Origin of the sequence: uncultured Phascolarctobacterium sp. (genome assembly GCF_902463975.1) — a bacterium.
In the GTDB taxonomy this organism is placed as follows: Bacteria; Bacillota; Negativicutes; order Acidaminococcales; family Acidaminococcaceae; genus Phascolarctobacterium_A.
Genome location: NZ_CABQHJ010000004.1, coordinates 36,725 through 60,284, shown reverse-complemented (window position 1 = coordinate 60,284; position 23,560 = coordinate 36,725). Strand labels below are relative to the sequence as shown.

The 23,560-nt window shown below is 47.3% G+C and carries 21 protein-coding genes; 11 read left to right on the top strand and 10 right to left on the bottom strand.

What is annotated here, in order from left to right:
* Nucleotides 1-5 precede the first annotated feature (5 nt).
* Nucleotides 6-566 carry a hypothetical protein gene (locus RDW05_RS02185; protein ID WP_293724321.1) on the bottom strand — a complete coding sequence of 187 codons (561 nt, stop codon included), beginning with the start codon at nucleotides 564-566 and terminating at the stop codon, nucleotides 6-8.
* Nucleotides 567-777: 211 nt separating this feature from the next.
* Between RDW05_RS02185 and gluQRS the strand changes: the two genes are divergently transcribed.
* The 5 genes from gluQRS (at nucleotide 778) to RDW05_RS02160 (ending at nucleotide 5,784) form a co-directional block, all read left to right on the top strand.
* A complete protein-coding gene (gluQRS, locus tag RDW05_RS02180; RefSeq protein WP_307977682.1) occupies nucleotides 778-1,734 on the top strand; it encodes a tRNA glutamyl-Q(34) synthetase GluQRS in 957 nt (318 codons plus the stop codon).
* Nucleotides 1,735-1,787: 53 nt separating this feature from the next.
* Nucleotides 1,788-2,006, top strand: a complete 219-nt coding sequence (locus RDW05_RS02175) for a hypothetical protein (protein WP_040564521.1) — start codon at nucleotides 1,788-1,790, stop codon at nucleotides 2,004-2,006.
* Nucleotides 2,007-2,214: 208 nt separating this feature from the next.
* Complete coding sequence (locus RDW05_RS02170) at nucleotides 2,215-3,069, top strand: patatin family protein (protein ID WP_307977681.1); 855 nt, start codon at nucleotides 2,215-2,217, stop codon at nucleotides 3,067-3,069.
* An 88-nt stretch (nucleotides 3,070-3,157) separates the two neighbouring features.
* Nucleotides 3,158-4,453 (top strand): hypothetical protein, encoded by a 1,296-nt coding sequence (locus RDW05_RS02165; RefSeq protein WP_307977680.1) that lies wholly within the window; start codon nucleotides 3,158-3,160, stop codon nucleotides 4,451-4,453.
* A 167-nt stretch (nucleotides 4,454-4,620) separates the two neighbouring features.
* Nucleotides 4,621-5,784, top strand: a complete 1,164-nt coding sequence (locus RDW05_RS02160) for a M20 family metallopeptidase (protein WP_307977679.1) — start codon at nucleotides 4,621-4,623, stop codon at nucleotides 5,782-5,784.
* Nucleotides 5,785-5,913: 129 nt separating this feature from the next.
* On the opposite strand, the gene RDW05_RS02155 is transcribed toward RDW05_RS02160, so the two are convergent.
* Nucleotides 5,914-7,380 carry a bifunctional UDP-sugar hydrolase/5'-nucleotidase gene (locus tag RDW05_RS02155; protein WP_307977678.1) on the bottom strand — a complete coding sequence of 489 codons (1,467 nt, stop codon included), beginning with the start codon at nucleotides 7,378-7,380 and terminating at the stop codon, nucleotides 5,914-5,916.
* A 268-nt stretch (nucleotides 7,381-7,648) separates the two neighbouring features.
* On the opposite strand from RDW05_RS02155, the gene RDW05_RS02150 reads away from it, so the two are divergent.
* Complete coding sequence (locus RDW05_RS02150; protein WP_374111002.1) at nucleotides 7,649-9,064, top strand: PLP-dependent aminotransferase family protein; 1,416 nt, start codon at nucleotides 7,649-7,651, stop codon at nucleotides 9,062-9,064.
* Here the strand turns inward: RDW05_RS02150 and pdxT are convergent, their stop codons facing one another.
* The 8 genes from pdxT to RDW05_RS02110 all read right to left on the bottom strand — a co-directional run bounded on the left by pdxT (nucleotide 9,065) and on the right by RDW05_RS02110 (nucleotide 18,175).
* Complete coding sequence (gene pdxT / locus RDW05_RS02145) at nucleotides 9,065-9,640, bottom strand: pyridoxal 5'-phosphate synthase glutaminase subunit PdxT (protein ID WP_307977676.1); 576 nt, start codon at nucleotides 9,638-9,640, stop codon at nucleotides 9,065-9,067.
* On the bottom strand, nucleotides 9,640-10,512 hold the full coding sequence (gene pdxS, locus RDW05_RS02140) for a pyridoxal 5'-phosphate synthase lyase subunit PdxS (protein ID WP_307977675.1): 873 nt from the start codon (nucleotides 10,510-10,512) through the stop codon (nucleotides 9,640-9,642). The genes pdxT and pdxS overlap by 1 nt, the downstream gene beginning before the upstream one ends.
* Nucleotides 10,513-10,905: 393 nt before the next feature.
* Nucleotides 10,906-11,670 carry a sulfite exporter TauE/SafE family protein gene (locus tag RDW05_RS02135; protein WP_307977674.1) on the bottom strand — a complete coding sequence of 255 codons (765 nt, stop codon included), beginning with the start codon at nucleotides 11,668-11,670 and terminating at the stop codon, nucleotides 10,906-10,908.
* Nucleotides 11,671-11,928: 258 nt separating this feature from the next.
* On the bottom strand, nucleotides 11,929-13,332 hold the full coding sequence (locus tag RDW05_RS02130; RefSeq protein WP_307977673.1) for an AbgT family transporter: 1,404 nt from the start codon (nucleotides 13,330-13,332) through the stop codon (nucleotides 11,929-11,931).
* Nucleotides 13,333-13,353: 21 nt separating this feature from the next.
* Nucleotides 13,354-14,538, bottom strand: coding sequence for a M20 family metallopeptidase (locus RDW05_RS02125; RefSeq protein ID WP_307977672.1), 1,185 nt, complete (start codon nucleotides 14,536-14,538; stop codon nucleotides 13,354-13,356).
* 138 nt (nucleotides 14,539-14,676) lie between these two features.
* The gene (rplI, locus tag RDW05_RS02120; RefSeq protein ID WP_021719166.1) at nucleotides 14,677-15,123 is read right to left on the bottom strand and encodes a 50S ribosomal protein L9; all 447 of its coding nucleotides are present in this window, start codon (nucleotides 15,121-15,123) and stop codon (nucleotides 14,677-14,679) included.
* Nucleotides 15,095-17,143 (bottom strand): DHH family phosphoesterase, encoded by a 2,049-nt coding sequence (locus RDW05_RS02115; RefSeq protein ID WP_307977671.1) that lies wholly within the window; start codon nucleotides 17,141-17,143, stop codon nucleotides 15,095-15,097. Before RDW05_RS02115 ends, rplI begins: the two co-directional genes overlap by 29 nt.
* A 60-nt stretch (nucleotides 17,144-17,203) precedes the next feature.
* Entirely contained in the window at nucleotides 17,204-18,175 is a 972-nt protein-coding gene (locus RDW05_RS02110) for a YybS family protein (protein ID WP_304258884.1), read from the bottom strand.
* A gap of 197 nt (nucleotides 18,176-18,372) precedes the next feature.
* On the opposite strand from RDW05_RS02110, the gene RDW05_RS02105 reads away from it, so the two are divergent.
* The 5 genes from RDW05_RS02105 (at nucleotide 18,373) to RDW05_RS02085 (ending at nucleotide 23,558) form a co-directional block, all read left to right on the top strand.
* Complete coding sequence (locus tag RDW05_RS02105) at nucleotides 18,373-19,020, top strand: YitT family protein (protein ID WP_293725375.1); 648 nt, start codon at nucleotides 18,373-18,375, stop codon at nucleotides 19,018-19,020.
* 125 nt (nucleotides 19,021-19,145) lie between these two features.
* Nucleotides 19,146-19,352: a cold-shock protein gene (locus RDW05_RS02100; RefSeq protein ID WP_021719170.1), complete on the top strand. Its 207-nt coding sequence runs from the start codon at nucleotides 19,146-19,148 to the stop codon at nucleotides 19,350-19,352.
* Between the two features lie 287 nt (nucleotides 19,353-19,639).
* On the top strand, nucleotides 19,640-20,671 hold the full coding sequence (locus RDW05_RS02095) for an ABC transporter substrate-binding protein (RefSeq protein ID WP_304237770.1): 1,032 nt from the start codon (nucleotides 19,640-19,642) through the stop codon (nucleotides 20,669-20,671).
* Between the two features lie 98 nt (nucleotides 20,672-20,769).
* Nucleotides 20,770-21,861, top strand: a complete 1,092-nt coding sequence (locus tag RDW05_RS02090) for an ABC transporter ATP-binding protein (RefSeq protein ID WP_307977670.1) — start codon at nucleotides 20,770-20,772, stop codon at nucleotides 21,859-21,861.
* Nucleotides 21,861-23,558, top strand: a complete 1,698-nt coding sequence (locus RDW05_RS02085) for an iron ABC transporter permease (protein WP_307977669.1) — start codon at nucleotides 21,861-21,863, stop codon at nucleotides 23,556-23,558. Before RDW05_RS02090 ends, RDW05_RS02085 begins: the two co-directional genes overlap by 1 nt.
* Nucleotides 23,559-23,560 lie beyond the last annotated feature (2 nt).

The following is a 23,560-nucleotide window of genomic DNA, read 5'->3' as shown; positions in this document are numbered from 1 at the left end:
GTGTCTCAGTCCTTCTTCAACACGCCCTTTACCTTACGCAGCAAATCGTCGACCTTTTTATTTGCCGGCGAATCGTCATCCACCTCAAAGCGGCGGCTTTCATCACCCAGCGGCTTATCCTTGCAGGCCATGTTCTTCAGCTCGCCCAGCATTTTGATGCCTTCAATGCGTGCCTCCTCATAAGTAGACTTAAAGGCCGACAAATCCTCCGGGCAGCCTGCTGCCAGCCAGGCATTCGCCACCTTGCCCACAGCATACGTCACCGACATACCTACAGGAATCTGCACCGGCGCAAAGGGAATCAGCGTCGCCAGCGTCTGCCCTACAAAGGCACCGCCCAGTGAACCCAACAGCCCCAGCACGGCACTTTCGGAAAGCTTGACACCGCGCAGCTTGGCCAGGCGGGTAATCATATAAACCTCGTTAGCCATCAGTGTCATCGTACCTACTACCGGAGCAACTACAATCACACCGGCGCGGGCAGCAGCCCAACGGCAGATATCCTCTGCCTCCTTATCCGTATCAACAGCATATTTCATTTTATGCTCATCTAAGCATTCTGTCATTTTTACACCCCATTCCTTAAGCTTATAAACAGCATACTTTTTATAATTACATTATACAGCAAAGCAGGCAGGCAAAACAGTGAGTTTATCGTGAAATCACTGGCTATAGCAAACTTTTTCCGTCGCTGCACTAATCTCCTTAGCAAAGCAGGAGAGTTTATGGTAAAATATTATAGTATATATTGATATTACGTCGAGGTGGTGAGATAAAATGGCAGCAGCTACTGCGCCTGTCGTAGGACGCTTTGCGCCTACGCCCAGCGGCTTTTTGCATTTGGGCAACGTTTTCTGCAGTCTGCTGGCCTGGCTCTATGCCAAAAGCAGCGGCGGCAAAATAGTTTTGCGCATCGAAGACCTGGACCCGCAGCGCTGCTCGCGCGCTAAGGCTGACGCATTGGCACGCGAGCTGGAATGGCTGGGCCTCACCTGGGACGAGGGTGCATACTGCAGCGCCGCTAGCGACAGCTTTTTCCAAAGCCGCCGCAGCGATATCTATGCTCACTACTTTGACCTTTTACAGCAGCAGGAGCTTGTCTATCCCTGCTTTTGCAGCCGCAGCGAGCTGCACGCCGCCGAAGCACCTCACGCCAGCGACGGACGTATTATTTACGCCGGAACCTGCCGCGAGCTGACGGCAGCACAGCGCAGCGCCAAAATGCAGCAGCGCCATCCCGCCTGGCGCATTAAGGTTGCTGACGAGCTTATCGCCTTTACGGATATGCACTACGGCAGGCAACAGGCCAACCTGGTGCACGAATGCGGTGACTTTATCCTGCGCCGCAGCGACGGAATATACGCCTACCAGTTAGCTGTAGTCATCGACGATGCGCTCATGGGCGTAAATCAGGTAGTGCGTGGCTGCGATTTGCTCAGCTCCACACCGGTACAGCTTTATCTTTACCGCCTGCTGAACCTTACGCCGCCGTCCTTCTGCCACATTCCGCTGCTGACAGATGCTGCGGGACGCAGGCTTTCCAAGCGCGACGGTGATCTGGAAATCGCCGCCCTCAGGCAGCACTTCGGCAGTCCGGAGCCTATTATCGGCCTCCTGGCCTATCTTGCAGGCCAGCTGCCCAAGCCGGAGCCTCTTACAGCAGCAGAGCTGCTGCCGCTTTTCCATCCGGAAAAAGTTCCCCAAGACAACATCGTTGTACCGCAATTGCTTTGATTGCGCAGGCAATAACACATTACACTGATTATAAAACCTGGGAGGAATATATAATGAAAAAATATTTAATGAAAATCAAGGTTAATATGCTGATTGTACTTATCATCAGCTTGCTTGGCGGCATGGCCGGCAGCTACTTCTTCAACAACCGCTGGTTAGGCCTGATTGTAGCTATTCCCCTGTGCGCTCTGTATATCTATCAGGTATATCAGGTGCAGGCCGATTACCGCGAGCAGCACACCAAAAAGAAGCACACCAATAAGTACAGATAAGCTAAGGCGTTATATTAAACGACCTGCTGAAGTTTAGTTCTCGGAATAGACTTCAACAGGTCGTTTTGCCGTCTTGCAACATTGTGACTGCATTATTATACGGACGGAGCCTAAACGCTTTGCTCACCGATATTTTACATTTACAGTTCCATCTGCTATTGGTATATCTAAAACGCTAGTGTATAATAGCAATTAGGAGGAATCTACTATGCATTTACAAAAAACAGCTCTCGTTCTGGAGGGCGGCGGTATGCGGGGCATGTTTTCCGCCGGTGTATTTGAAGCCTTTTTGGCGCACCAGCTCACCTTCCCCTACATCACCGCCGTCTCGGCCGGAGCCTGCAATATTTTATCATATATGTCTGCCCAACCGCTGCGCACACGCCAGATTATCGAGCATTACGTCACAGATAAGCGTTACTTCAGCGTGCGCAACTGGATTAAAAGCGGCAGCATCTTCGGCTTTGACTTCATCTTCAATGAGCTGCCCAAGCATCTGCTCCCCTTCGACTATGCTGCCTACCGCGTCTATCCCGGCACGCTGCAGGTAGCTGCTACCGATATCGTCAACGGCGAAAGCGTCTGGTACGATCAGGAAGCAATGGGTCAGGACTTTATTCCTGTGCGTGCTTCTTCTTCCATGCCCTTTGTCGCACCTGTTGTCAAGCATGAAGGACGTGCGCTGCTCGACGGTGCGCTGCTGGCACCCATTCCCTACCAAAAAGCACTCGACGCAGGCTACAAAAAGCTGATTGTAGTGCTCACACGCAACGAAGGCTACCGCAAGAAAAAAGGCGTGCCCAAATTTCTGCTCAAATCCGTTTATAAAAAATATCCCAAGCTGTGGGATATCATGGAGCAGCGTCCTAAGCTCTACAACGAGCAGCTGGAAGCTGTCGAGAAAATGGAACGTGAGGGCAAGGCTGTCATCATCCGCCCGCAGATTCCGCTTACGATTGATAAATTCGATATCAAGCCGCACAAGCTGCTGGCACTGCATGACCACGGCATCGGCTGCGGACTTGCTGCAATCGACAGAATAAAAGAATTAGAACCGCAATAAATTCTTTTACCAAAGCTATATTGAGTGTATAATATATCCTATAATAAGGAATAACAAACAATCCATTCTTTATTCCTTGGAGGTTCACATGAAAATAAGGTTAGGCGTTATCAGCGAAGAACATAACATAAATATCCTGCAGGAAGTCATAGAAGAATATAATGACTACGAAATTACTGCATTCATTGATCCTGACGGAACACATACACTGAATATTATCGATAACCACCAACAGGAGTTTGACTCCTGGCTCGTCTTTGACCAGATAAATCATCTGCATATAAAAAACTGGGGCAAAGCACAAAAGCCCGTCTACTACATTCCATACCGCGGTGCCAGCTTTTATAAAACACTCTGCACTACTATTTACCAAGGCTTTAAAATAGATGAATTAAGTATAGATACAATCCCCTATTATGACATTACCCGCGCTCTGGATGATATGCAGATAAACTATAACGTTATTAATCATTTATCCGATGAGCATGGTGCCTTATCGCTCAACGGATATGCTGCTTTTCATCGTGAGCTCTTTAAAAAAGGCATCACTAAAGCTGCTGTCACCAGAAGCTGCTATGTGAAAAGCCTATTGGAGTCAGAAGGCATTCCGACCTTCTGTATTATGCCGGTGCGTGTTACCGTACGCAATATTTTAAACGTAATTTTAACGCAATTCCGTATAAAAAAACTCCGGGAAGGCCAAATTGCCGTGCAGGTATTCAGCTTTAATCTGCTGGGAGATAAAGATAATTTTTATTCCGTAGATGACTTATACAGCCGGGAAATCGCTATCTCGCAAAAGCTCATCAGCTACACCAAAAACATCAGCGGCTCATTGAAGCCCGCCAACGAAGGTAATTTTTATATTTTCACCACGCGCGGCAGCTTAGAGCAGCTCACCAACAGCTTCACCAGCCTGCCCGAACTGCCGATTCTGCGCGATTTAAACAAAAGCCTGCGTGCCTGCGGTATCGGCATAGGCAACAGTGCCCGCGAAGCAGAATATAATGCCGTTATTGCTTTAAAGCATGCTTGCGCCGATAAAAAAGGCAGCTGGTATGTCGTACTTGACGACAAAACAATCAGCGGTCCTTTAGGAAGCGCACAGCAGATAGATTTTCAGTATGCCTCCGCACAGTTGGAAGAAGTAAGCAAAAAGACATCTCTCAGCCAAGCCACCTTAAGTAAAATTTGCCATGCGTTGAAAATTTACGAACGCGATGAGCTTAATGCACAGGAGCTTGCCACAATACTGCAAATCCTGCCCCGCAGCGCCCGTCGCATTCTCACCTGCCTTACGGAGCATGGTTATGCCGAAGAAATCCGCTCGGAAATGTCTGAAACAAAAGGACGCCCACGCAAAATATATAAAATAAAATTATAAACACTCCTCCAAAGGCTGAGGTTCAGCACCAAACTGTAACCTCAGCCTTTTTATTTTTAAATGATATACACATATATCTCCTATTGACACACTAGGAGAAAAGAGGTATTCTTTAATAAAGGTCTTAGCCTTTATTGGTCTTTTATTATTTTGAGGGGGCAAAAACAATGTCAGATACATTATTAGACAAAAACAAAATTTGGCAACAGATAGACGATGAAAAGGAAAACATGCTGCAGCTTTGGCAGGAATTAGTTAACGTTAATTGTGGTTCCGGCAACAAAGCAGGCGTTGACTTCATCGCACAAAAAATCGAAGCCATTTTAAAAACACTTGGCTTTGCTACAACCCAGGTAGAATTTGAAAAAGCAGGCAACACACTGGTAGGTAAAATCGGCGATACCAGTAAAGATTTTATCGTTTTATTAGGCCACATGGACACCGTATTCAAAGACGGCACCGCAGCAGAGCGTCCGTTTAAAATTGTTGACGGAAAAGCCTACGGCCCCGGCTGCCTTGATATGAAGGGCGGTATTGTTATCATGCTGACTGCTTTAAAAGTGCTTTTGGCAAATAATTATACCAAGCATGGTATTAAAGTAATCCTCGCAGGCGACGAAGAAGTAGCTCATTACTTAAGCAATGCTTCCGAAACAATTTTGGCAGAAAGCAAGGGTGCGCTGGCTGCATTTAACTTTGAAACCGGTTTCTTGGACCAAGGTGTTGTCACCAGACGCAAGGGCAGATACGAATTTACCATGGAAGCCTATGGCCGCGGTGCGCACGTAGGCAATGACCCGCAAAACGGCCGCAGCGCCATCATTGAATTAATGCATAAGGGCCTTGATATCGAAGCCTTAACCGATTTCGACAAGGGTATTAACTTTAACGTAGGTTTATTCGAAGGCGGTACAGTCAGCAACGCTGTACCGGACTACGCAAAATTAACCTGCGATACACGCTATACCGACTATGCTTTACTGGAAGAAGTATTGCCAAAATTGCAGGCTATTGCGGCTAAGCAATACGTTCCCGATACCAAAACTGTTATAAAGACTGTTACGAAATTCCAATCCATGGATGAGGTTCCCGGCACAGCTGCTTTGCTTAAATTAGTACAGGAAGCAGCAGCAGAATGCAATTTACCGCAACCGACAGCCAAAGCAGTCGGCGGCGGCAGCGACAGTGCCTATGCTACAGCTGCAGGCGTTCCTACAATCTGCGCTATTGGCGTACAAGGCGCACGCAACCATACTGCAGAAGAATTTGCTGTTGTAGATACCCTCTTCAGCAGATGCAAACTGTTTGCCACTATCATGCTTAATATCTGAGGCAACGGATTCAGCTTACAGATGCCTTGTTTGCATCTTACATATCATATTCTTCCTACGTACCCCTAAAAAAGTATCGTCCCGGCAAAAATGTCGGGACGGTACTTTTTTATGCTTATTTTATTACCTTTAGTCCTCAATAATCAGACGTCCCTCAAGCTCACGTTTGAGGTGCTGATGCGTCATAAAGTATTCCTCAATCACATCGCGGTACGAGGTTGCCAGCACGCGTACTCTGCCATTGGCTTCAACCTCCTCCAGCGTAATATCCAAAAACGGCTTCAGGCTGCTGTAGTGATATTTGCACAGACCAATCTTGTAAATCTGCTGCGCTCCCAAAGGCTTGCCATCAAATGTCAGCTCCTTGAAGCATTGGCTGCTGCGGCTCCATACTACGTGCATTCCCTGCGACAGCTGATAAAATTCCGTATGCTCGCCAGTAAAGGCCTCCTCGCGCAGGAAGCGCTTAATCATGCGCGTCAGCTGCTCACCGGTAACCGGCAGCATATATACAGCTTCATCATAGGGGAAGCATTCGGTGAAGTCGCTGTACAGCACTACCGGTCCCAGATTATAGCTGCGGATTGCACCGGAGCCCATCAGCATAACATCTATGCCCAAGCTCTCCTGCAGCGCATCCGCTACTAAACTGCCAAGAGGGGTTTCCTGAATTCGGGAAGGATGCTCCAGCTTGCGGGCAAAGCGGGTAACCAGTCTGCCGTACTTTTTATCTGTCAAATTCTTGTAGTGCATAATGAAGTTTTCCAGGCTCTCATCACGCGGGCAATGGGTTTCATCGATAGGCACAGTCGACCAGGTATAGGTATCCACCGCATTCAGGTCGGTATCTACCATGATATCAAAACGACCGATCTGGTCCGTGCCTGTTCCGGCCTGTACAATAAGAATATCATTAACCTTTACAGGATGCTCCAAAAAGGTATGCGAATGACCACCGATAATAACATCAACGCCCCAATCTGGATCAAGCATTGCCGCCAGTTTTTTATCCTCTTCGAAGCCGATATGCGTAAGAATAATCGTAAAATCGATATCGATTGGATTGTAGGTATTACAAATACGGCCGATTTCCTCTGCCGCCTCGCAGATATCTACAAAGGAACCGATTACCTTATCCATCTTCGTCTGCGCTAGTACGTCCTCGGTAATGATGCCGATGAAGAGAATCTTCATGCCGTCAATATGAGCGATATAAAATGGCTGGAAAAGACGCTTGTTATTCGTGCGGATGTGAAAGTTCGCATTAATAATCGGGAAGTTAGCGCACTTTTCGATAAACAGCAGATGCGACAGCCCGTAATCAACCTCGTGATTACCAATGGTCACAACGTCCGGACCAAGCAGATTCATAATCTCTATAGTCGACACACCCTTATATTCCGCATCAATTACAGAGCCACGGAACATATCTCCGGCAATGCAGTAAATAACATTCTCTTCTTCTGCTCTTACTTTATTGATATAGCCGGAAAGCATGGATACACCACCAACAAGCTTATTATCAATTCTCTCAGCTAAGAAATCACCATGCAGGTCATTGGAATGTAAGAGTGTCAGTTTTTTTAAATTTTTCATGGTTACACCTCGCTTCCTGCAGCTATTGTATTTTGTGTAATTCTATTATAAGGTAATCCCGGTAATTTGCCCCTACCCCAAAGGCGTTTTTCGGGTAGGATAGGTTGTTTTTTTACCTTATTTGGCACTATTTTTCTGCCTGCTTTACTTTTAAGCCAATACATAGTATCATATTTGCATCTGAACTTATTAATTAGTCTATTATGCAGATTTTCGATATAGTCAAAACTTATACCTGAGCTTGCTGCTTAAGAAAGGATTACAAGCTATGCTAACCTACAGCTTTGCCAATTTACAGGGTGAGAGCATGTACGCCCACCTTTACAAATGCATCAAAAATGATATTACCAACGGTGTCCTGCACGCCGAGGAAAAGCTGCCCTCCAAGCGCATGCTAGCCAAAAATTTAGGCATCAGCCTCATCACCGTGGAAAATGCCTACGCTCAGCTCGTTGTCGAAGGCTACATCTATTCGCAGCCCAAGCGCGGTTACTATGTAGCGCGCATTGAGCAGCAGCCTCTGCCAGTAAAATCAGAGCGCGAGGCAGCACCTGCACTTAAGACACAGACAAAGGCACCAGGCGTCAGCTTCGCCAAAAGCAGCGTACCGCCGGACACCTTTCCCTATAACATCTGGGCGCGCCTTTTGCGCAACACGCTCACTACAGCGGACGAGCACGCCCTCATCAGCGATACCAGTGCCGGCGGTGTTTTACCGCTGCGTCAGGCGCTCGCCCGTCATCTTTACCAGTTCCGCGGTCTGAACGTTGCGCCTGAGCAGATTATCATCGGCGCAGGCACGCAGACGCTGTACAACCTCATCGTGCAGCTTTTGGGCCGCAGCCACGTCTACGCACTGGAAAACCCCGGCTATCCGCAGCTGGCAGCAGCTTATCAGGCCAACGATGTTTTCTGCCGTTATCTGCCCATGGACGCACAGGGCATCCGCGCCGACGTTTTGGAAAACAGCGGTGCCGATATTCTGCATATCAGCCCTTCGCACCAGTTCCCGACAGGTATCGTCATGCCCGTCAGCCGTCGCTACGAATTGCTGCGCTGGGCAGCAAAAAAAAGCAGCCGTTATATCATCGAAGATGATTACGACTGCGAATTCCGCCTGTTCGGCAAGCCTATTCCGCCATTGCAGAGCATTGATACCGAGGAAAAGGTTATCTATATCAACACCTTTTCCAAAACACTGGCACCAACCTTCCGTATCAGCTACATGCTGCTGCCACCGCACCTGGCATCGCTGTTTTATGACAAGCTTGGCTTTTATTCCTGTACTGTATCTAATTTTGAGCAGTTTACGCTCGCTAAATTTATCGAGGACGGTTATTTTGAACGCCACATCAACAGAATGCGCACCTACTACCGCAGCAAACGCGACCGTCTGCTGCAGTATCTGACGCAGTCCGACGCTGCTCCCGCACTTACGGTAGAAGGCGAGGACAGCGGTCTGCATTTTCTGCTGCATCTTGCTACCGACGCCAAGGATTCCCAGCTTGTGCAGGCTGCTGCTGCCAAGGGCATTCAGATTAAATTTCTTTCGGACTATTATCATGAAAAGGTCGGTGACAGCTCGCATACCCTGCTGATGAATTATACCGGTCTGGCGGATGATAAGCTGTATCCTGCCTTAGACACCCTGTTTGCCGTGCTTAAGCCTTATCTTAAGCTATAATTATTTTTCAGCACACAGGCTGATAAAATATTCGTGGATAGCCGTGCTTTTGGCTGTATCTAGCTCAGGGTGAAAGGCCAGCGCCAGCTGCTTGCCGTACTGTGCTGCCACAATGTGCTCATCTACGGCAGCAAGCACCTCTACGCCTTCACCCACGCTGTCAATATAAGGCGCACGGATGAAGGTCATCGGCACCTTGCCCAGCTTGCCGAATTCAGCCTCGGTAAAAAAGCTGCCCAGCTGTCTGCCGTAAGCATTACGCTTCACGGTAATCGGCATAGTTGCCAAGTGCACCTTGCTGTCATTCGTCAGCTTTTCCGCTAACAGAATCATACCTGCGCAGGTTGCCAGTACCGGCAAGCCCTGCGCTATTTTTTTCTGCAGCGGTGCAAACATACCAAGCTCATGCAGCAGCTTTCCCTGCACCGTACTTTCGCCACCCGGCAGGACGATGCCGTCCAAGGGTTGCTCCAAATACGGCAGCTGACGCAGCTCTACAGCTTCCACGCCCAGCTGGCACAAGGCCTGCACGTGCTCAATAAATGCACCCTGCAGTGCTAAAACGCCGATTCTCATTATTTACCACGCTCCGCCATCAGCAGCTGAATTTCCTGCTCGTTAATGCCTACCATAGCTTCGCCCAAATCCTCGGACAGCTCTGCCAGCATCTTAGCATCGTTGAAGTTGGTTACTGCTTTAACAATAGCCTGCGCACGCTTTGCCGGGTCGCCGGATTTGAAAATACCGGAGCCTACGAATACGCCCTCGGCACCCAGCTGCATCATCAGTGCTGCATCAGCCGGAGTTGCTACACCGCCTGCCGCAAAGTTTACTACCGGCAAACGCTTATGCTCATGTACATAAACTACCAAATCATACGGTACCTGCAGCTCCTTGGCAGCGTTGAACAGCTCGTTTTCTTCCATAGCGGCAATTTGCGCAATCTGCTGATTCATTTTACGCATATGGCGTACTGCCTGTACAACGTCACCGGTACCGGGCTCGCCTTTGGTACGGATCATGGATGCACCCTCGTTAATACGGCGCAATGCTTCGCCCAAATCCTTGGCACCGCAGACAAACGGTACGTTAAACTTCGTTTTATCGATATGGTAAATATCATCAGCCGGAGAAAGCACCTCGCTCTCGTCGATATAGTCAATATCCAGAGCCTCCAGAATCTGCGCTTCTACAAAATGACCGATGCGCACCTTTGCCATAACAGGAATAGAAACCGCGTTTTGAATTTCCTTAATCAGCTTCGGGTCGCTCATGCGTGCTACGCCGCCTGCTGCACGGATATCGGCAGGAATCTTCTCCAGTGCCATAACAGCGCAGGCACCTGCTGCCTCCGCAATACGCGCCTGTTCCGGTGTCGTAACATCCATAATTACGCCGCCCTTTAACATCTGTGCCAGCTGTGCATTTAATTTATAACGTTCGTTCATTGTAAATACCTCCAATATATATGCAAATAATAGGTTATGTGTAGTATTATACCTACATCTGAGCTTATTAGTATATTCATTTCTCGTCAATTTACTATGTTCAGTTTTAATATCGGTATTTTCACAGCTTACACAAACATCATGCTAAGCAACGCCTGAAGCGTTGCAGCAGACAGCAAAAAAAGCAGTCGCTTTATCATCAACGATGATTGCGACTGCTTTTGCGTATCTTCAGCAAGCTCAATACTGCATTTACATATCTGCCTTCTTCATAACAACGGCATTAGCATTTTTCAACTTCCGGATGTCATTACTTTTGCATCTGGCCTCACATTTTTATGCAAAACTGAACTCTTATTACTGCACTATATTTAATTACAAACATACTGCACTTTATAGAGCATTCATCAAAAATTTAATGCCGGTAACAAGCACCAGCACACTCGCCAGCTTCATCAAAATGCCGGACTGCAGCCTTTGCGCCAAGGCTACACCGCCCTGAGCACCGACAAAGGCACCCGCACCAATCGCCAGACCACTGCTCCACACAATATGCCCCAGCATAGCATGCGACACTAAGCCTGCAAGCGAGGAAACTGCCAAAATGCAGGTAGAAGTAGCAATGGCCACATGCACCGGGAAATTCAGTACATAAACCATAAAGGGAACGTGGACAATACCGCCGCCTATGCCCAAAATGCTGGCTAAAAAGCCCACACCGACGCTGCAAAGAACGCCCAGCTTCCAGTTATAGACTTCCGGCACCTCGCCGGCCGTCTTACCCGCCGCCTCCTTATTAGCCTTGCGATACATTTTTATCGCTGCCAGCACGAAGAAAGCGCCGAACACCAGATAAAAAAGCCTGCCCTGCAGATACTCTGCGGCATAGCTGCCCAAAAATGCACCGGGAACGGTGGCCACGGCAAATTTCAAGGCTGCATCTACGCAAACCTTCTTCTGCCTAATATACCCCCAAGTCCCCGAAACAGCATTCAGCAATACCACCAGCACCGAAGTGCCGATGGCAAGCTGCGGCTCATAATCCCAAGCAAACACCAGCAGCGGTACAATCACCATACCGCCGCCAATGCCTAAAAGCGCCCCCAATAAGCCAACTAAAATACCTAAGGCCAAAAAGCCTGCTACTTCCATCTGCATCCCTCTCATTCTCTCATAATTCTCATTGCAGATTAGCTTAGTTTTTTTAATCTCTCGTCGGTCAAAATCATCTTTTGACCTGTATTCTCATATATTCCACAAGTATTCAAAAACAATTGCGTAACAGCAAATATTTTACACCTAAATAATCAAAAAAGGAAGTACCTGTGATATAAATTACTTAGGAAAAGTTAATTTTTCCCAGCAGCTTATATCAGCAGCGTACTTCCTTTATAAATTCGTTATAGTGCCTGCTTATTAAACCGGACCGAGGTTAATTGCTGTCGCATAGGTCAGGAAGCAGAATGCAACTATCCACCATGCGCCAATCAGCGGCAGTACAAAACGCAGCCATTTTTTATAAGGCACGTTCGCCATTGCCAGATAGGACATAGTTGCACCGGACGCAGGAGTAATACAGTTGGTAAACGCATCACCGAAGGTGAAGGCGAAAACGGCGGTCTGACGTGTCAGGCCTACGATATCAGCCAGCGGTGCCATAATCGGCATAGAAATTGCTGCCTGACCGGAGCTGGAGGGCACCAGCAGGTTGAAGCAGTCCTGGATAATGAACATACCGAAGGCAATCGCGGAGGACGGGAATACGTCCAGCATCCCGGCGAGAGCATGAATGATGGTATCCATAACTCTGGCGTTATCCAGCAGAATAGTTGCCGCCTTACACATTGCTACCGCCAGACATGGCAGCATCATACCCTTGCAGCCGTCAAGAAAGGCGTCGCAGATATCATTGGGCTTCAGGCCGCAGATAATACCAGACAAAACACCCATGATGATGAACAGTGCGGAAATCTCATTCATGTAAAAATCAAATTTCAAAACGCCAACGATAATACCCACAAAGTTCAGGCCCAAAAGCGCTAAGCAGATAGCCTGACGCGTAGTCAGCGGCTCTGCCTCGTCAATATTGATATCATGAGTCTTAGCCTGGTCAATTTCATAAACAGGGCTGCTCTGTGGATTTTTCTTTACCTTATGCGCATGATACATAACGAAGGAAATATTCAGTATCAGCAGGACGAAGAAAATACCTACGCGGTAGGGCAGAGCGGAAAAAATCGGCACACCGGCAATACCCTGCGCTACGCCGACGGAAAACGGCTGGGTGCAGCCTGCGCCATAGCCCGCAGCAACGGAGCAGAACAGCATACCTAACGCAGTAAGGGAGTCAAAGCCCAAAGCCAACGCCACGCTTACTACCAGCGGTGTAAAGGCCAGATATTCCTCGTTGCAGCCTGCCAAAGTAGAAAAGGTTGCCAACGTAGTCATCAGCACCGGAATCAGCAGAATGCTGTGATTGCGCATTTTTTTAACTAAAGCGCTGAGGCCGGCAACAATAGCACCGGTCTTGGCCAGAATGTTCAACGAACCGCCAACCATAAACAGAAAGGCGATAATGGTGATGCCACCCTTAAAGCCCTTGTTGATGGAAGTAAAGAAATCCAAAAAGCCTGTCGGCTTTTGTGCCACATAATGGAAGGTAGCAGGGTCAACGACCATTTTACCGGTGTGTACATCCTTTACGCGCTCATACACGCCTGCAGGAATCACATAGCTGGCCAATGCGCAAAACAAAATAACGCAGACCAGAATAATTATGGGACTTGGTGCCTTAAAGGCTTTTACCTGTTCCTTGGACATCAATACATCTCTCCTAGCTTATTATGCAAATTTTTCTGTGTAATCCTGCAGCTCCATGATGCAGGCTGCCGCAATTATCCAGCGGCGGAAGAAGCTTTCTACCGAAGCGCACTCCTGCTTAGTGTGTGCGCCCGAGCCCTGACCGCCCATCGAGCAGACCGTCGGGATACCAAGACTGCCAAAATACGACGCATCCGACATACCGCCGACATAAATCGGCTCCGAAGCAGGATAACCGCACTTCGTTGCTACACTGTTGATATAGTTAAGCAGCTTATGATTAGCCTCAGTTTCCTCAAACGCCGGCATCGGTGCTACAAACTCTACTTCGGTTGTTGTACCTTCGATATAGGTTTTAGCGCAGACCTCACGGATTTTCTGCTGGATATATTCCATATGCTCCAGCTTTTTGTAGCGTACATCCAGCTCGGCATAGCAAATATCCGGTACGGCATTGGAAACCATGCCGCCCTTGATAACGCCTACGCTTACCGTCAGGCCCTCATCATAAAGCGTCAGGTTCTGCAGCTGTGGCAGCTTATAAGACATCTCAATAATCGCATTGCGCCCCTTGAGATAATCATTGCCGGCGTGCGCCGCCAAACCGTGTACCATAATATGGCAATCCATACCGCCCTTGCGGCCGACAGTAAGGCAGTTATCCATGCGTCCGCTTTCCATATTAAAGCAGCACAAGGAGCCTTCAGCCTCCTGCAGCAGAATCTTATCAGCGATACCTGCTGCATGACTGCTTTCTTCATCACCTACAATTACAGCCTTTACCGGTCTGTCCTTGTAGCCGAAATGCTTTAAAGCCACCAGCAGATAAAAAATCTGAGCAATACCGTTTTTCATATCCACTACGCCGGGACCATAGGCAAAGCCGTCCTTAATATGAAAGGGATCTTCCGGATAGCTGCCGGAAGGAAAAACAGTATCGCAATGACCTGCAAGCAGAAGCGGCTTACCGGGTACATCCTTGTTCAGCTCAGCTACCAAAACATTGGCGCTGCCCTTGCTGTCTACAAGGCGGCAGTCAATACCTTCTGCTTCAAAATGCTTCTTCAAAAAGTCAATTATTCTGTTGACCTTCTCGATTTCATGGGAGCCTGCCTGCATATTTACCAGGTTTTCCCAAAACAACAACATTTCATGCCTGTTCTTTTCCACAAAGGCACGTAATTCTTCAATAGGAGCCTGCATCATAACCTCCAGGAAAACACAATTATTTTGTAAATAAAAAAACTAACTACTTCATTGTACTAAACAGTTAAATCCTTGTCAACAAAGTAAAAGCGGCAGCCGCCACCGGCGACTGCCACATGCATCAGCTTAGCTCTGAAATTATTCGGCAACTACCATAACCTTGAAGGTAGCAGTTACATCGGTATGCAGCTTAGCAACAGCGGTGTATTCGCCCAGGCCTTTAACTGCGGATTTCAGCTCGATTTTACGACGGTCAATGTTCAGACCGGTTTGCTTAATCAAAGCCTCAGCAACATCCTTGGAGGTTACGGAGCCAAACATTTTACCGTTTTCACCCACGCGTACCTTCATGGTTACTACAACCTTTTCTACCTGTGCGCCTAGAACAACAGCCTCATCCTTAGCCTGAGCTGCACGATGCTTAGCGGTTGCCTGGTCCTGTTTAGCCTGGTTGAGGTTAGCTGCGGTAGCTTCCTTAGCCAATTTACGCGGCAGCAGGTAGTTACGGCCATAGCCTTCAGCAGTTTCTACAATTTCACCTTTTTTGCCTAAGCTTTTAACATCTTGTAAAAGAATTACTTTCATCTGTTCGACACTCCTCTAACTGTTTTTTAGTCAGCGCAATAATCTGCGCTTCTACATCCCTGGCACGTTTATTTGCCAGCTGCACACCGGCCACCGTCTGATGACCGCCGCCGCCCAGCTCTTCCATAATTACCTGCACATTGACGCTGCCGTCACTGCGGGCACTTATGCTCAGGGAACCATCTTTATATTCAACAATTGCCATGCCTACAGCTACACTCTCAATAGTAATCAGAGTATCCGCTGTCTGCGCGGCAAGCACGGAAGACATAGTATCATTATCTGCATTACGCATAATTGCAATAGATAAGCCAGGTATCGGCATTTTAGCACTGGCTATCAGCTTGGCCTTTTGCTGTACAAAGCTCAGATCATCCTTAAACAGCTGGCGTATCAGATTCGGGTTGGCACCGCAGCGGCGCAGCAGAGCAGCAGCCTCAAAGGTTCGCTCGCCTGTCTGCACATTAAAGTTTTTCGTATCCAGGACAATGCCTGCATACAAGGCAGTTGCCTCCGCCGGGGTAATATCCAGTCTGTCATCAAAATAACCAATCAGCTCCGTCACCAGCTCACTGGTAGACGAGCTGGAGGGCTCCAGATACAACAGCGTTGTATCACCGATAATATCCTCAGCACGACGATGATGGTCGATGATAATACGGTTTTTAGCCGCCTGCAGCACTGCCTTGCTGGCAGAAAGCACCTCACGGTGATGGTCTACGATAACCAGAAGGCTCTTATTGGTAATCAGCGGTAAAGCATCTGCGCCACTATACATTATATCTATATACTTGGTCTCGTTAGCCGAAAGAATGATGTTCTCGTTATCCAGCACTTCGGTAATACGCTTATAATAGGCATTATGCTCGCTGCTGACAATAAATGTTTCCTTGCCCAGCGACAGGCCCAGCTTGGCCATACCAATAGTAGCACCGATAGCATCATAATCCTCGTTCACGTGTCCCATAACAAAAATACGGTCAGCCTGCAGCATCTGCTCATGAATCGTCTGCGCCACAATACGGGCACGCACACGCGTACTTTTGGCACCAACACTGCTCGTGCCGCCAAAGAACTGCGTATTCTTATCCTTCATAACAACAGCCTGGTCGCCGCCGCGTCCCAATGCCAGATACAAGCTTTTATTGGCGTTGCCAATAAGCTCCTCCAGCGTAACGCCGTCGCAGGCTACGCCTATACTTACAGTCGGCGGTATTTTATTGCCGCTGCGGATTTCGCGCACCTTATCAAGAATCATGAACTTATCTTCCATCATATCCATGACGGCAGATTGGTAAAAGCCCATCAAGCTGCTTTCCTTATTCATGCGGCAGATAAAGCCCTGCTTGGAGGCAGCCCACTTCGTCAGCAACTCATTGATTTCGCCATTTAAGTTAGCCATATTGGTTTCACTCAAACCACGCATAACCTCTTCATAGTTGTCAAAGCGCACATAGGCCAGGCATAGCTTATCATTGCTGCATTTCTGGCGCAGCAGCTCATAATCTGTAACATCTGTTAAAAACAGCATCAGACCGCTGGAGGTATCTTCCTTTTTGTTATGATGCTCCTGCGTCTCTACACTGTAATAGCGCATACGGTAATAGCGTTCCTCCAATTGGATAACCTGCTCACCGTCACGCACGCGCATCAGCTCAAAGGCATTCTGCGCCAATGGCAGAATCTCCTCCGGCTTTTTTCCCTCCAGATTGCTTTTTCCGGTCCAGGAGGCAAATAATTCATTTTTCCATTGTAGCTTGCCATCCTTAGAAAAAACAGCAATACCTACATCAAGCTTGCGCACCGCAAAATGGTTGGTACGTTCAATATTGCGGATAATATTATCCAGATAGCTGCTGAAAAAGATTTCCCTATTGATAAGGTTTTGGCGACTGAAATAGTAGATAATACCAAAAATAATCAGCGCCGGAATAATCAGCTTAGGCTGCAAATAGCAGACCAATACTGCCAGCAGCACAATTATCAGCAAATAAATATTAGTATCCGCTTTGGAATTCATATTCCGGTTAAACCTACTGAACATTATTTTCACCTCAAATCCGGCACAGGCGGCCGAACTTTAATTTTGTTTTCTGAATCTGCTTGCAGGACGGATTTTCCTGAAATCCATAACAATATCAAAGGCACCTACGTAGACCATAATCTGCGTAAAGATAGGTACAATAAAGAGCAACGCTACACCGATATTAGCCCACCAACGCGGCTTATGCTTAGTTTCGACAAACCAGTACAGCAGCACGATGCCCTGCAAAACCAGCACAAAGCTGCAGACCGTCTGCACATTGACAGACACCGTATACATCCAGCTTGCCTGATCATGCTGATAATAATAGGTTACCGCAAACAAAGACGCAGCATAGGGCCACAAAATCCAGCCGGGAACCTGCAGCATCGTAAACGGCGGAAAGGCTTCAAAGCTTTCACCCAGCTTCGTAAGAATCTTTTTGGCAGCCATGTAGTTTACAAAGGCCATCAAAGGTGCACACATAAAGAAAGCACCTGGCATGATAATACGCATCATACGCAGCATTTCGGCATAACCGTCGACAGTCTTTTTGATATCGGCCTCGCTCATGCCATGCTCACGGTAATAAGCAGTCAGCTGCTCCAGGCTTTGATGGAAGGAGGTGAACATCATCTCGATCGGGTCAATACCCAGTACCCAGAAGCTCAGCACAATGTTCAGGACCAGCGCAATTATTGCGCCAACACTGCCATAAAGCATCATTTTCATCGGTGGCAGATGACGTCGCATGCACTCGCCTAAAATCAAGCCCAAAAGGCCGAAAATCGCCGCCAGGAAAAAGGCATTAATCGGACTGATAATCATCGCGATAATCACGGTAGCAACCAACAGCGTCATAATGCTCCATTTCAAGCCATGACGGCAGCCGCAGATAACTATAGGCAGCGGCCAGACGAAATTAACGAAAGCACCCAGCACAGGCACATACATACTTATTAAAGCCATAACGATGGCAACGGCAGCTAAAATACCGGCCTCAACCATGGCAGATGTTTTACGAATCACAGAGTATCCTCCTTTATGGATATATTTCTTCAATATATTATTGTACTACATCAACCGCTGAAAAGCAAAGGCTTTACGCCTTACAAAGCTCAGCATTGCGCATTTCATATAAAAATGGTATAATATTAATAACGCTATTGTCTGGCATTAATTGCTGTACATAAGCGTCTTTTATTTTTTCAAAGAGGGGTTTTAGCTTGCATAAGCAATTTTTTCCACAGCGCTGCTGCATGTTTCTTGTCGGCATCTTTGCCATGACCATCGGCATCGCACTTTCCTGCAAGGCTAATTTAGGCACATCGCCAATTTCCAGCGTACCTTGGGTTATGAGTATGTTCATGCCCTGGAGCATAGGTGAAATAACCATCGTCCTGAATTTGCTTTTTATCATCGCCCAGCCCATTCTGCTGCGGCAAATTTACTGGCGTGAGCTGTTAGGCCAGCTTATAACACTGCTCGCCTTCGGCTACTGCATAGATTTTTCAATGAGCCTGCTGGACTGGGTAGCACCTGATACGTTGCTCTGGCAATGGTTTGACTGCATACTGAGTACCATCATCCTTGCCTTCGGTGTTTTTCTCTGCATCCGTGCCAAAATTTTCGTTGCCGCCGGTGAAGGCATTGTCCTGGTTATTTCCTTTATCAGTAAGATTAAATTCAGCATCATCAAAAACTGCTTCGACTGTACGCTGGTCGCTATCAGCCTGGCAATTTCCTTTATGCACTTCGGGGTCATGCGTGGCGTTGGCTTAGGTACAATTGCCGCTGCTCTTCTCGTTGGCCGCTGGATACAGCTTTACAGCAATAATCTGCATATCTTTGACAAATGGAGCATCTTAGAGTAAGAATTTTTCTTACTCTAATTTTTTATTTTTAATTTTCTGAATATTACTTGTATTCTGTCATGTTATGTGCTATAATCTCTTACAACAGCTGTTAGAATAATATTTATAGAAGAAGGTGCTCGCTTATGCTTAGTATTGGTACAGTAAAATGGTTTAATAACAATAAAGGATATGGTTTTATCACAGCAGGCAATGGCCAGGAGATTTTCGTGCATTTTTCTGCCATCCACCTGAACGGCTATCGCTGCCTGGAGGAGGGCCAGCGTGTTTCCTATCATCTGACGCGCGGCAAGCATGGCCTCATGGCGCTCAACGTTACTCCGATTGTTTAAAACGCTCCTGCACCGGCAGTTTGACTGCCGGTCTTTTTTTGCTGCAAAAATGCCTAGAGATATTCTTAAGATAACAATGCACTTCGCTGGAACAGACTACACAACATCAACGCTTGCTAATCTCAAAAAAACTGTGTGACTTTCGGGAATTATCTTGCAGTTTAGTAAAATTTATGTTAAATTTAAGTAAAGTATTGTCGCGTTTTTGTAGGCAATGAGTAAGCAAAACCGGGACAGTAATAACAGCCGTCAGCAATTGCTGCGGTATATTCAAGGAGGTTTTATCAATGGCAAAGAAAACTAGTTTATGGGCACTGTTGCTCGTAATGCTCGTAACTATGCTTACAGCTGGTTGCGGCGGCGGTGGCGGGGAGAAGAAAGCTGCTCCTGCTAATGACAAAAAACTTATCATCTACACCTCTATGAAGGAATCTCTGATTAAAGGCATCGTTGAGGGCTTCAAAAAACAAAATCCGGACATTGATGTCGACTATCAGTCTGCCGGCGCAGGCAAGCTGATGGCTAAAATCGCTGCTGAACGTCAAAGCGGCAAAATTTTGGCAGACGTTATCTGGACCAGTGAAGTTCCTGATTTCTATAAAATGAAAGATGAGGGCATTTTGGAAAAATACCAAAGCCCGGTATTAAAAGAAACTGTTAACCCGTTCACCGATTATGATGGCTCCTTCCATGCAGCACGTCTTGGTACTTTGGGCATCATCATCAACACCGATAAAATCAAAACTGCTCCAACCCAATGGTCTGATCTGCTGAAACCGGAATACAAAAACGGCTTCGGTATTGCTAACCCGGCTCTTTCCGGCACCTCTTACATGAGCGTAGCACTGCTGGAAAAACAATTCGGTTGGAAATTCTTCGAAGATATCAAAGCTAACGGCGGCCGCATCGGTAAAGGCTCCGGTCAAGTTATCGACGATACCGCTTCTGGCGAGCTTGTTTCTTCCTTAGCAGTTGACTATATCACCAACGCTAAGATTGCCAAAGGTGCTCATCTGCAAATGTGCTATCCGCCTGAACTCCTGGTAGTTCCCAGCCCGGTAGCTATTTTCAAAGGCACCCCTAAACTGGATGCTGCTAAAAAGTTTGTTGATTATCTGTTGAGCAAAGAAGCACAAACCCTGGTTGCACAGCAAGGCACCATCCCTGTACGCGAGGACGTAGAAATCCCTGCTAAATTTAATCTGCCGGCTCCGAAGGCTGCTCTGGAAAAATCCATTAAGATTGATTACAAAGAAGCTGTAAAGACCAAAGAAGAGACCATTAAGAAGTTCTCTGATATTATGCAGGTTAAGAAATAAGCTTCAGACAAGCTCAGTCAAATTTAGTAAGTCAAAGCAATGGCGGCACAGGTTTGACCTGTACCGCCTTTTTTCAACAAAAAGGAGTTTTATTTAGAATGGAAGACATTATTAAAGTTGAAAATGTCGCCAAGGGGTACGCTAAGCACCAGGTACTGCAAAACCTGGACCTGAATATCAAAAAAGGTGAATGCTTTACCCTGCTTGGTCCTTCCGGCTGCGGCAAAACTGTCCTTATCCGCCTGATTGCAGGCCACGAGGTTCCGGATGCCGGTAAAATCAGTATTGATAATACTACTGTTGCCGACAGCAGCAGTGGTGAATATATTCCCCCGGAAAGACGCGGTCTTGGTATCGTGTTCCAGGATTACGCGGTATGGCCGCATATGACGGTTTATGAAAATATTGCTTATCCGCTGAAAATGGAAAAGCGCCCTAAAGACGAAATCGATAAACTGGTTATGGATATGGTTGAAATAGTCGGCATGAAGGGTTTGGAAAAACGCCTTCCTTCCGAGCTCAGCGGCGGACAGCAACAGCGCGTAGCTTTGGCGAGAGCCTTGGTATCTGACCCGTCTGTAATGCTGCTTGACGAACCACTGAGTAACCTGGATGCTAACCTGCGTGAAGAAATGCGCTTTGAAATCAAAGCACTGCAGCGCAAATTCGGCATCACTGTTATGTATGTAACCCATGACCAGGAAGTAGCACTGGCTATTTCTGACCGCATTGCTATTATGGATTCCCAGGGCCATATCCGCCAAATCGGTACTCCCTACGAAATTTTCGAAAAGCCTGCTGATTTATTCATCTTTAAATTTATGGGCATTGCTAATTTCCTGGCAGTCAAGGAAGCTAACGGTAAATTTGTCGTAGGCAACGGCAATCAGGAGGTTCCCTGGGAAGCACCTAAGGGCAACGCAGCTGCCTGGGTAGCAGCCTTCCGTCCTTCAGATGTAGAAATCCACCGTGAAGGCCCCGGACTGAAAGGCATTATCCATCGTGCCAACTTCCTGGGCGCAACCATGGACTATGCCATCGATATTGACGGCGAAAGCCTGCGTACAGAGCTTTTGACGCATGAAGCTATCAATAACAATCTGATGTTTAAGGAAGGCGACGAATGCTACATCACCTTCCGTAGCCTGCTCTGGTTCGATGCAGAGCAATTGAAGGAGGTAGAGGAATAATGAGCACAGGCACCATCAAAAAAGATTCCGGCTTTGGCGTAGCTCAGCTGATTCTTTTTATCTCTATCGCCGTACTGGTCATCTTCGTTGCCTGGCCGGTACTTCTGATCCTGTTTAACGCATTCTTTGTTGACGGCTCCTTTAACAGCCACGACTTTTATGAGGTACTCACCGAGCCTGAAACCTTCCAGGCTCTCATCAATTCACTGATTATCGCCAGCATGACCACTATCGGCAGTACTATTGTCGGTACCTTCTTTGCCTGGCTGGTAACACGTACTGACCTGCCCTATAAGAACTTTATGAAAAGCCTTTTCCTCGTCCCCTTTATGCTGCCATCATTCATCGGTGCATTAGCATGGAAAATGCTTTTATCTCCTAACTCCGGTTATATCAACAAATTCTGTATCGAAACCTTCGGTTTTTCCGGCCCGGTTTTCGATATCTACACCTACCATGGCATCAGTGCCGTAGAGGTCATGTATCTTTTCCCGTTCGTATTTATCCAGGTTTGCGGTGCACTGGAACGTATGGACCCGACCTTGGAAGAATCTGCCCGTATTTCCGGTGCTGGCCTGTTTACAATTACCCGCAAAATCACCATTCCGCTGGTTATGCCATCTATCATGAGCGGCGCGCTGCTGATCATGCTTTACTCCATGGCTCACTTCGGTACTGTAGCTGTTTTGGGTATTGAACAGGGTATTTACAACATTCCGACACTTATTTATGAAAAGATTCACCAGAGCGGCGGCAGCTTTGAATCTATCCGTACCGGTACAGTATTAGCAACCGTACTCGTTGTTTCCGCAGCCTGCATTATCTGGGCACAGCAAAAAATTCTCAGCAACGGCCATTACCAGATTATCGGAGGCAAAAGCTTCCGTCCTATGGAGCTCAAACTGCGTGGCCTGCGTTACCCGCTGCTGTTTTTCTGTCTGGCTTACATCGCCTTCACGATTCTGCTGCCTACGGCAGTTATCTTCCTTGTAGGCGGCGTTAAGACCTACGGCCTGCCATTTACGATGGAAAACCTGTCTTTGGACAACTACAAATATATTCTCTTTGAATATGAAGTTACCAAAGACGCTATCTTCAACAGTATCAGCTTAGGCCTGGTAGCAGCAATTATCACTATGTTTGCCGGTGTTATGATTTCCTATGTAATTGTTAAGATGAAGGTTCGCGGCAAAGGTATTTTGGAATTCTTGGGCATGCTGCCCTTCTCCGTACCCGGCTCCGTTATCGCCCTCGGCGTAATCCTTGCCTGGAGCGGCCAATTTGGCGTTAACCTCTACAACACAGTATGGATTATTCTTGTAGCCTACATCGCCCGCTACATGGCCTTCTCTCTGAAGGCTAACTCTGCAGCCCTGGAACAGGTGCATGATTCCCTGATGGAAGCATCCCGCTCCTGCGGCGCAACCATGTGGCAATCATTAAAGGATATTGTTATTCCTTTAGTTAAGCCCGGTATGATCAGTGCTTTCTTCCTGATTTTCCTGCCGGCACTGCGCGAATTAACCGTATCCATTATGCTGTATGCTCCTACCACCAGAACCATCGGTGTTGCTATCTATACCTTAAACGAGGACGGCGAAACGGTTATGTCTACAGCCCTCGCAGGTATCGCCCTGATCCTGATTGTAGTCGGTCAAATGCTGATTAATCGTTTTACCAAGAAAGTAGAGGGTTAATT

Excerpts from the sequence above, each read along its gene's own strand:
- RDW05_RS02165 (WP_307977680.1), top strand. The coding sequence starts at position 3,158 with ATGAAAATAAGGTTAGGCGTTATCAGCGAAGAACATAACATAAATATC.
- pdxT (WP_307977676.1), bottom strand. The coding sequence starts at position 9,640 with ATGAGAATCGGCGTTTTAGCACTGCAGGGTGCATTTATTGAGCACGTG.
- RDW05_RS02135 (WP_307977674.1), bottom strand. The coding sequence starts at position 11,670 with ATGCAGATGGAAGTAGCAGGCTTTTTGGCCTTAGGTATTTTAGTTGGC.
- RDW05_RS02155 (WP_307977678.1), bottom strand. The coding sequence starts at position 7,380 with ATGAAAAATTTAAAAAAACTGACACTCTTACATTCCAATGACCTGCAT.
- RDW05_RS02150 (WP_374111002.1), top strand. The coding sequence starts at position 7,649 with ATGCTAACCTACAGCTTTGCCAATTTACAGGGTGAGAGCATGTACGCC.
- RDW05_RS02085 (WP_307977669.1), top strand. The coding sequence starts at position 21,861 with ATGAGCACAGGCACCATCAAAAAAGATTCCGGCTTTGGCGTAGCTCAG.
- RDW05_RS02090 (WP_307977670.1), top strand. The coding sequence starts at position 20,770 with ATGGAAGACATTATTAAAGTTGAAAATGTCGCCAAGGGGTACGCTAAG.
- RDW05_RS02130 (WP_307977673.1), bottom strand. The coding sequence starts at position 13,332 with ATGTCCAAGGAACAGGTAAAAGCCTTTAAGGCACCAAGTCCCATAATT.
- RDW05_RS02185 (WP_293724321.1), bottom strand. The coding sequence starts at position 566 with ATGACAGAATGCTTAGATGAGCATAAAATGAAATATGCTGTTGATACG.
- RDW05_RS02095 (WP_304237770.1), top strand. The coding sequence starts at position 19,640 with ATGGCAAAGAAAACTAGTTTATGGGCACTGTTGCTCGTAATGCTCGTA.
- RDW05_RS02175 (WP_040564521.1), top strand. The coding sequence starts at position 1,788 with ATGAAAAAATATTTAATGAAAATCAAGGTTAATATGCTGATTGTACTT.
- pdxS (WP_307977675.1), bottom strand. The coding sequence starts at position 10,512 with ATGAACGAACGTTATAAATTAAATGCACAGCTGGCACAGATGTTAAAG.
- RDW05_RS02100 (WP_021719170.1), top strand. The coding sequence starts at position 19,146 with ATGCTTAGTATTGGTACAGTAAAATGGTTTAATAACAATAAAGGATAT.
- RDW05_RS02115 (WP_307977671.1), bottom strand. The coding sequence starts at position 17,143 with ATGAATTCCAAAGCGGATACTAATATTTATTTGCTGATAATTGTGCTG.
- rplI (WP_021719166.1), bottom strand. The coding sequence starts at position 15,123 with ATGAAAGTAATTCTTTTACAAGATGTTAAAAGCTTAGGCAAAAAAGGT.
- RDW05_RS02125 (WP_307977672.1), bottom strand. The coding sequence starts at position 14,538 with ATGATGCAGGCTCCTATTGAAGAATTACGTGCCTTTGTGGAAAAGAAC.
- RDW05_RS02170 (WP_307977681.1), top strand. The coding sequence starts at position 2,215 with ATGCATTTACAAAAAACAGCTCTCGTTCTGGAGGGCGGCGGTATGCGG.
- gluQRS (WP_307977682.1), top strand. The coding sequence starts at position 778 with ATGGCAGCAGCTACTGCGCCTGTCGTAGGACGCTTTGCGCCTACGCCC.
- RDW05_RS02160 (WP_307977679.1), top strand. The coding sequence starts at position 4,621 with ATGTCAGATACATTATTAGACAAAAACAAAATTTGGCAACAGATAGAC.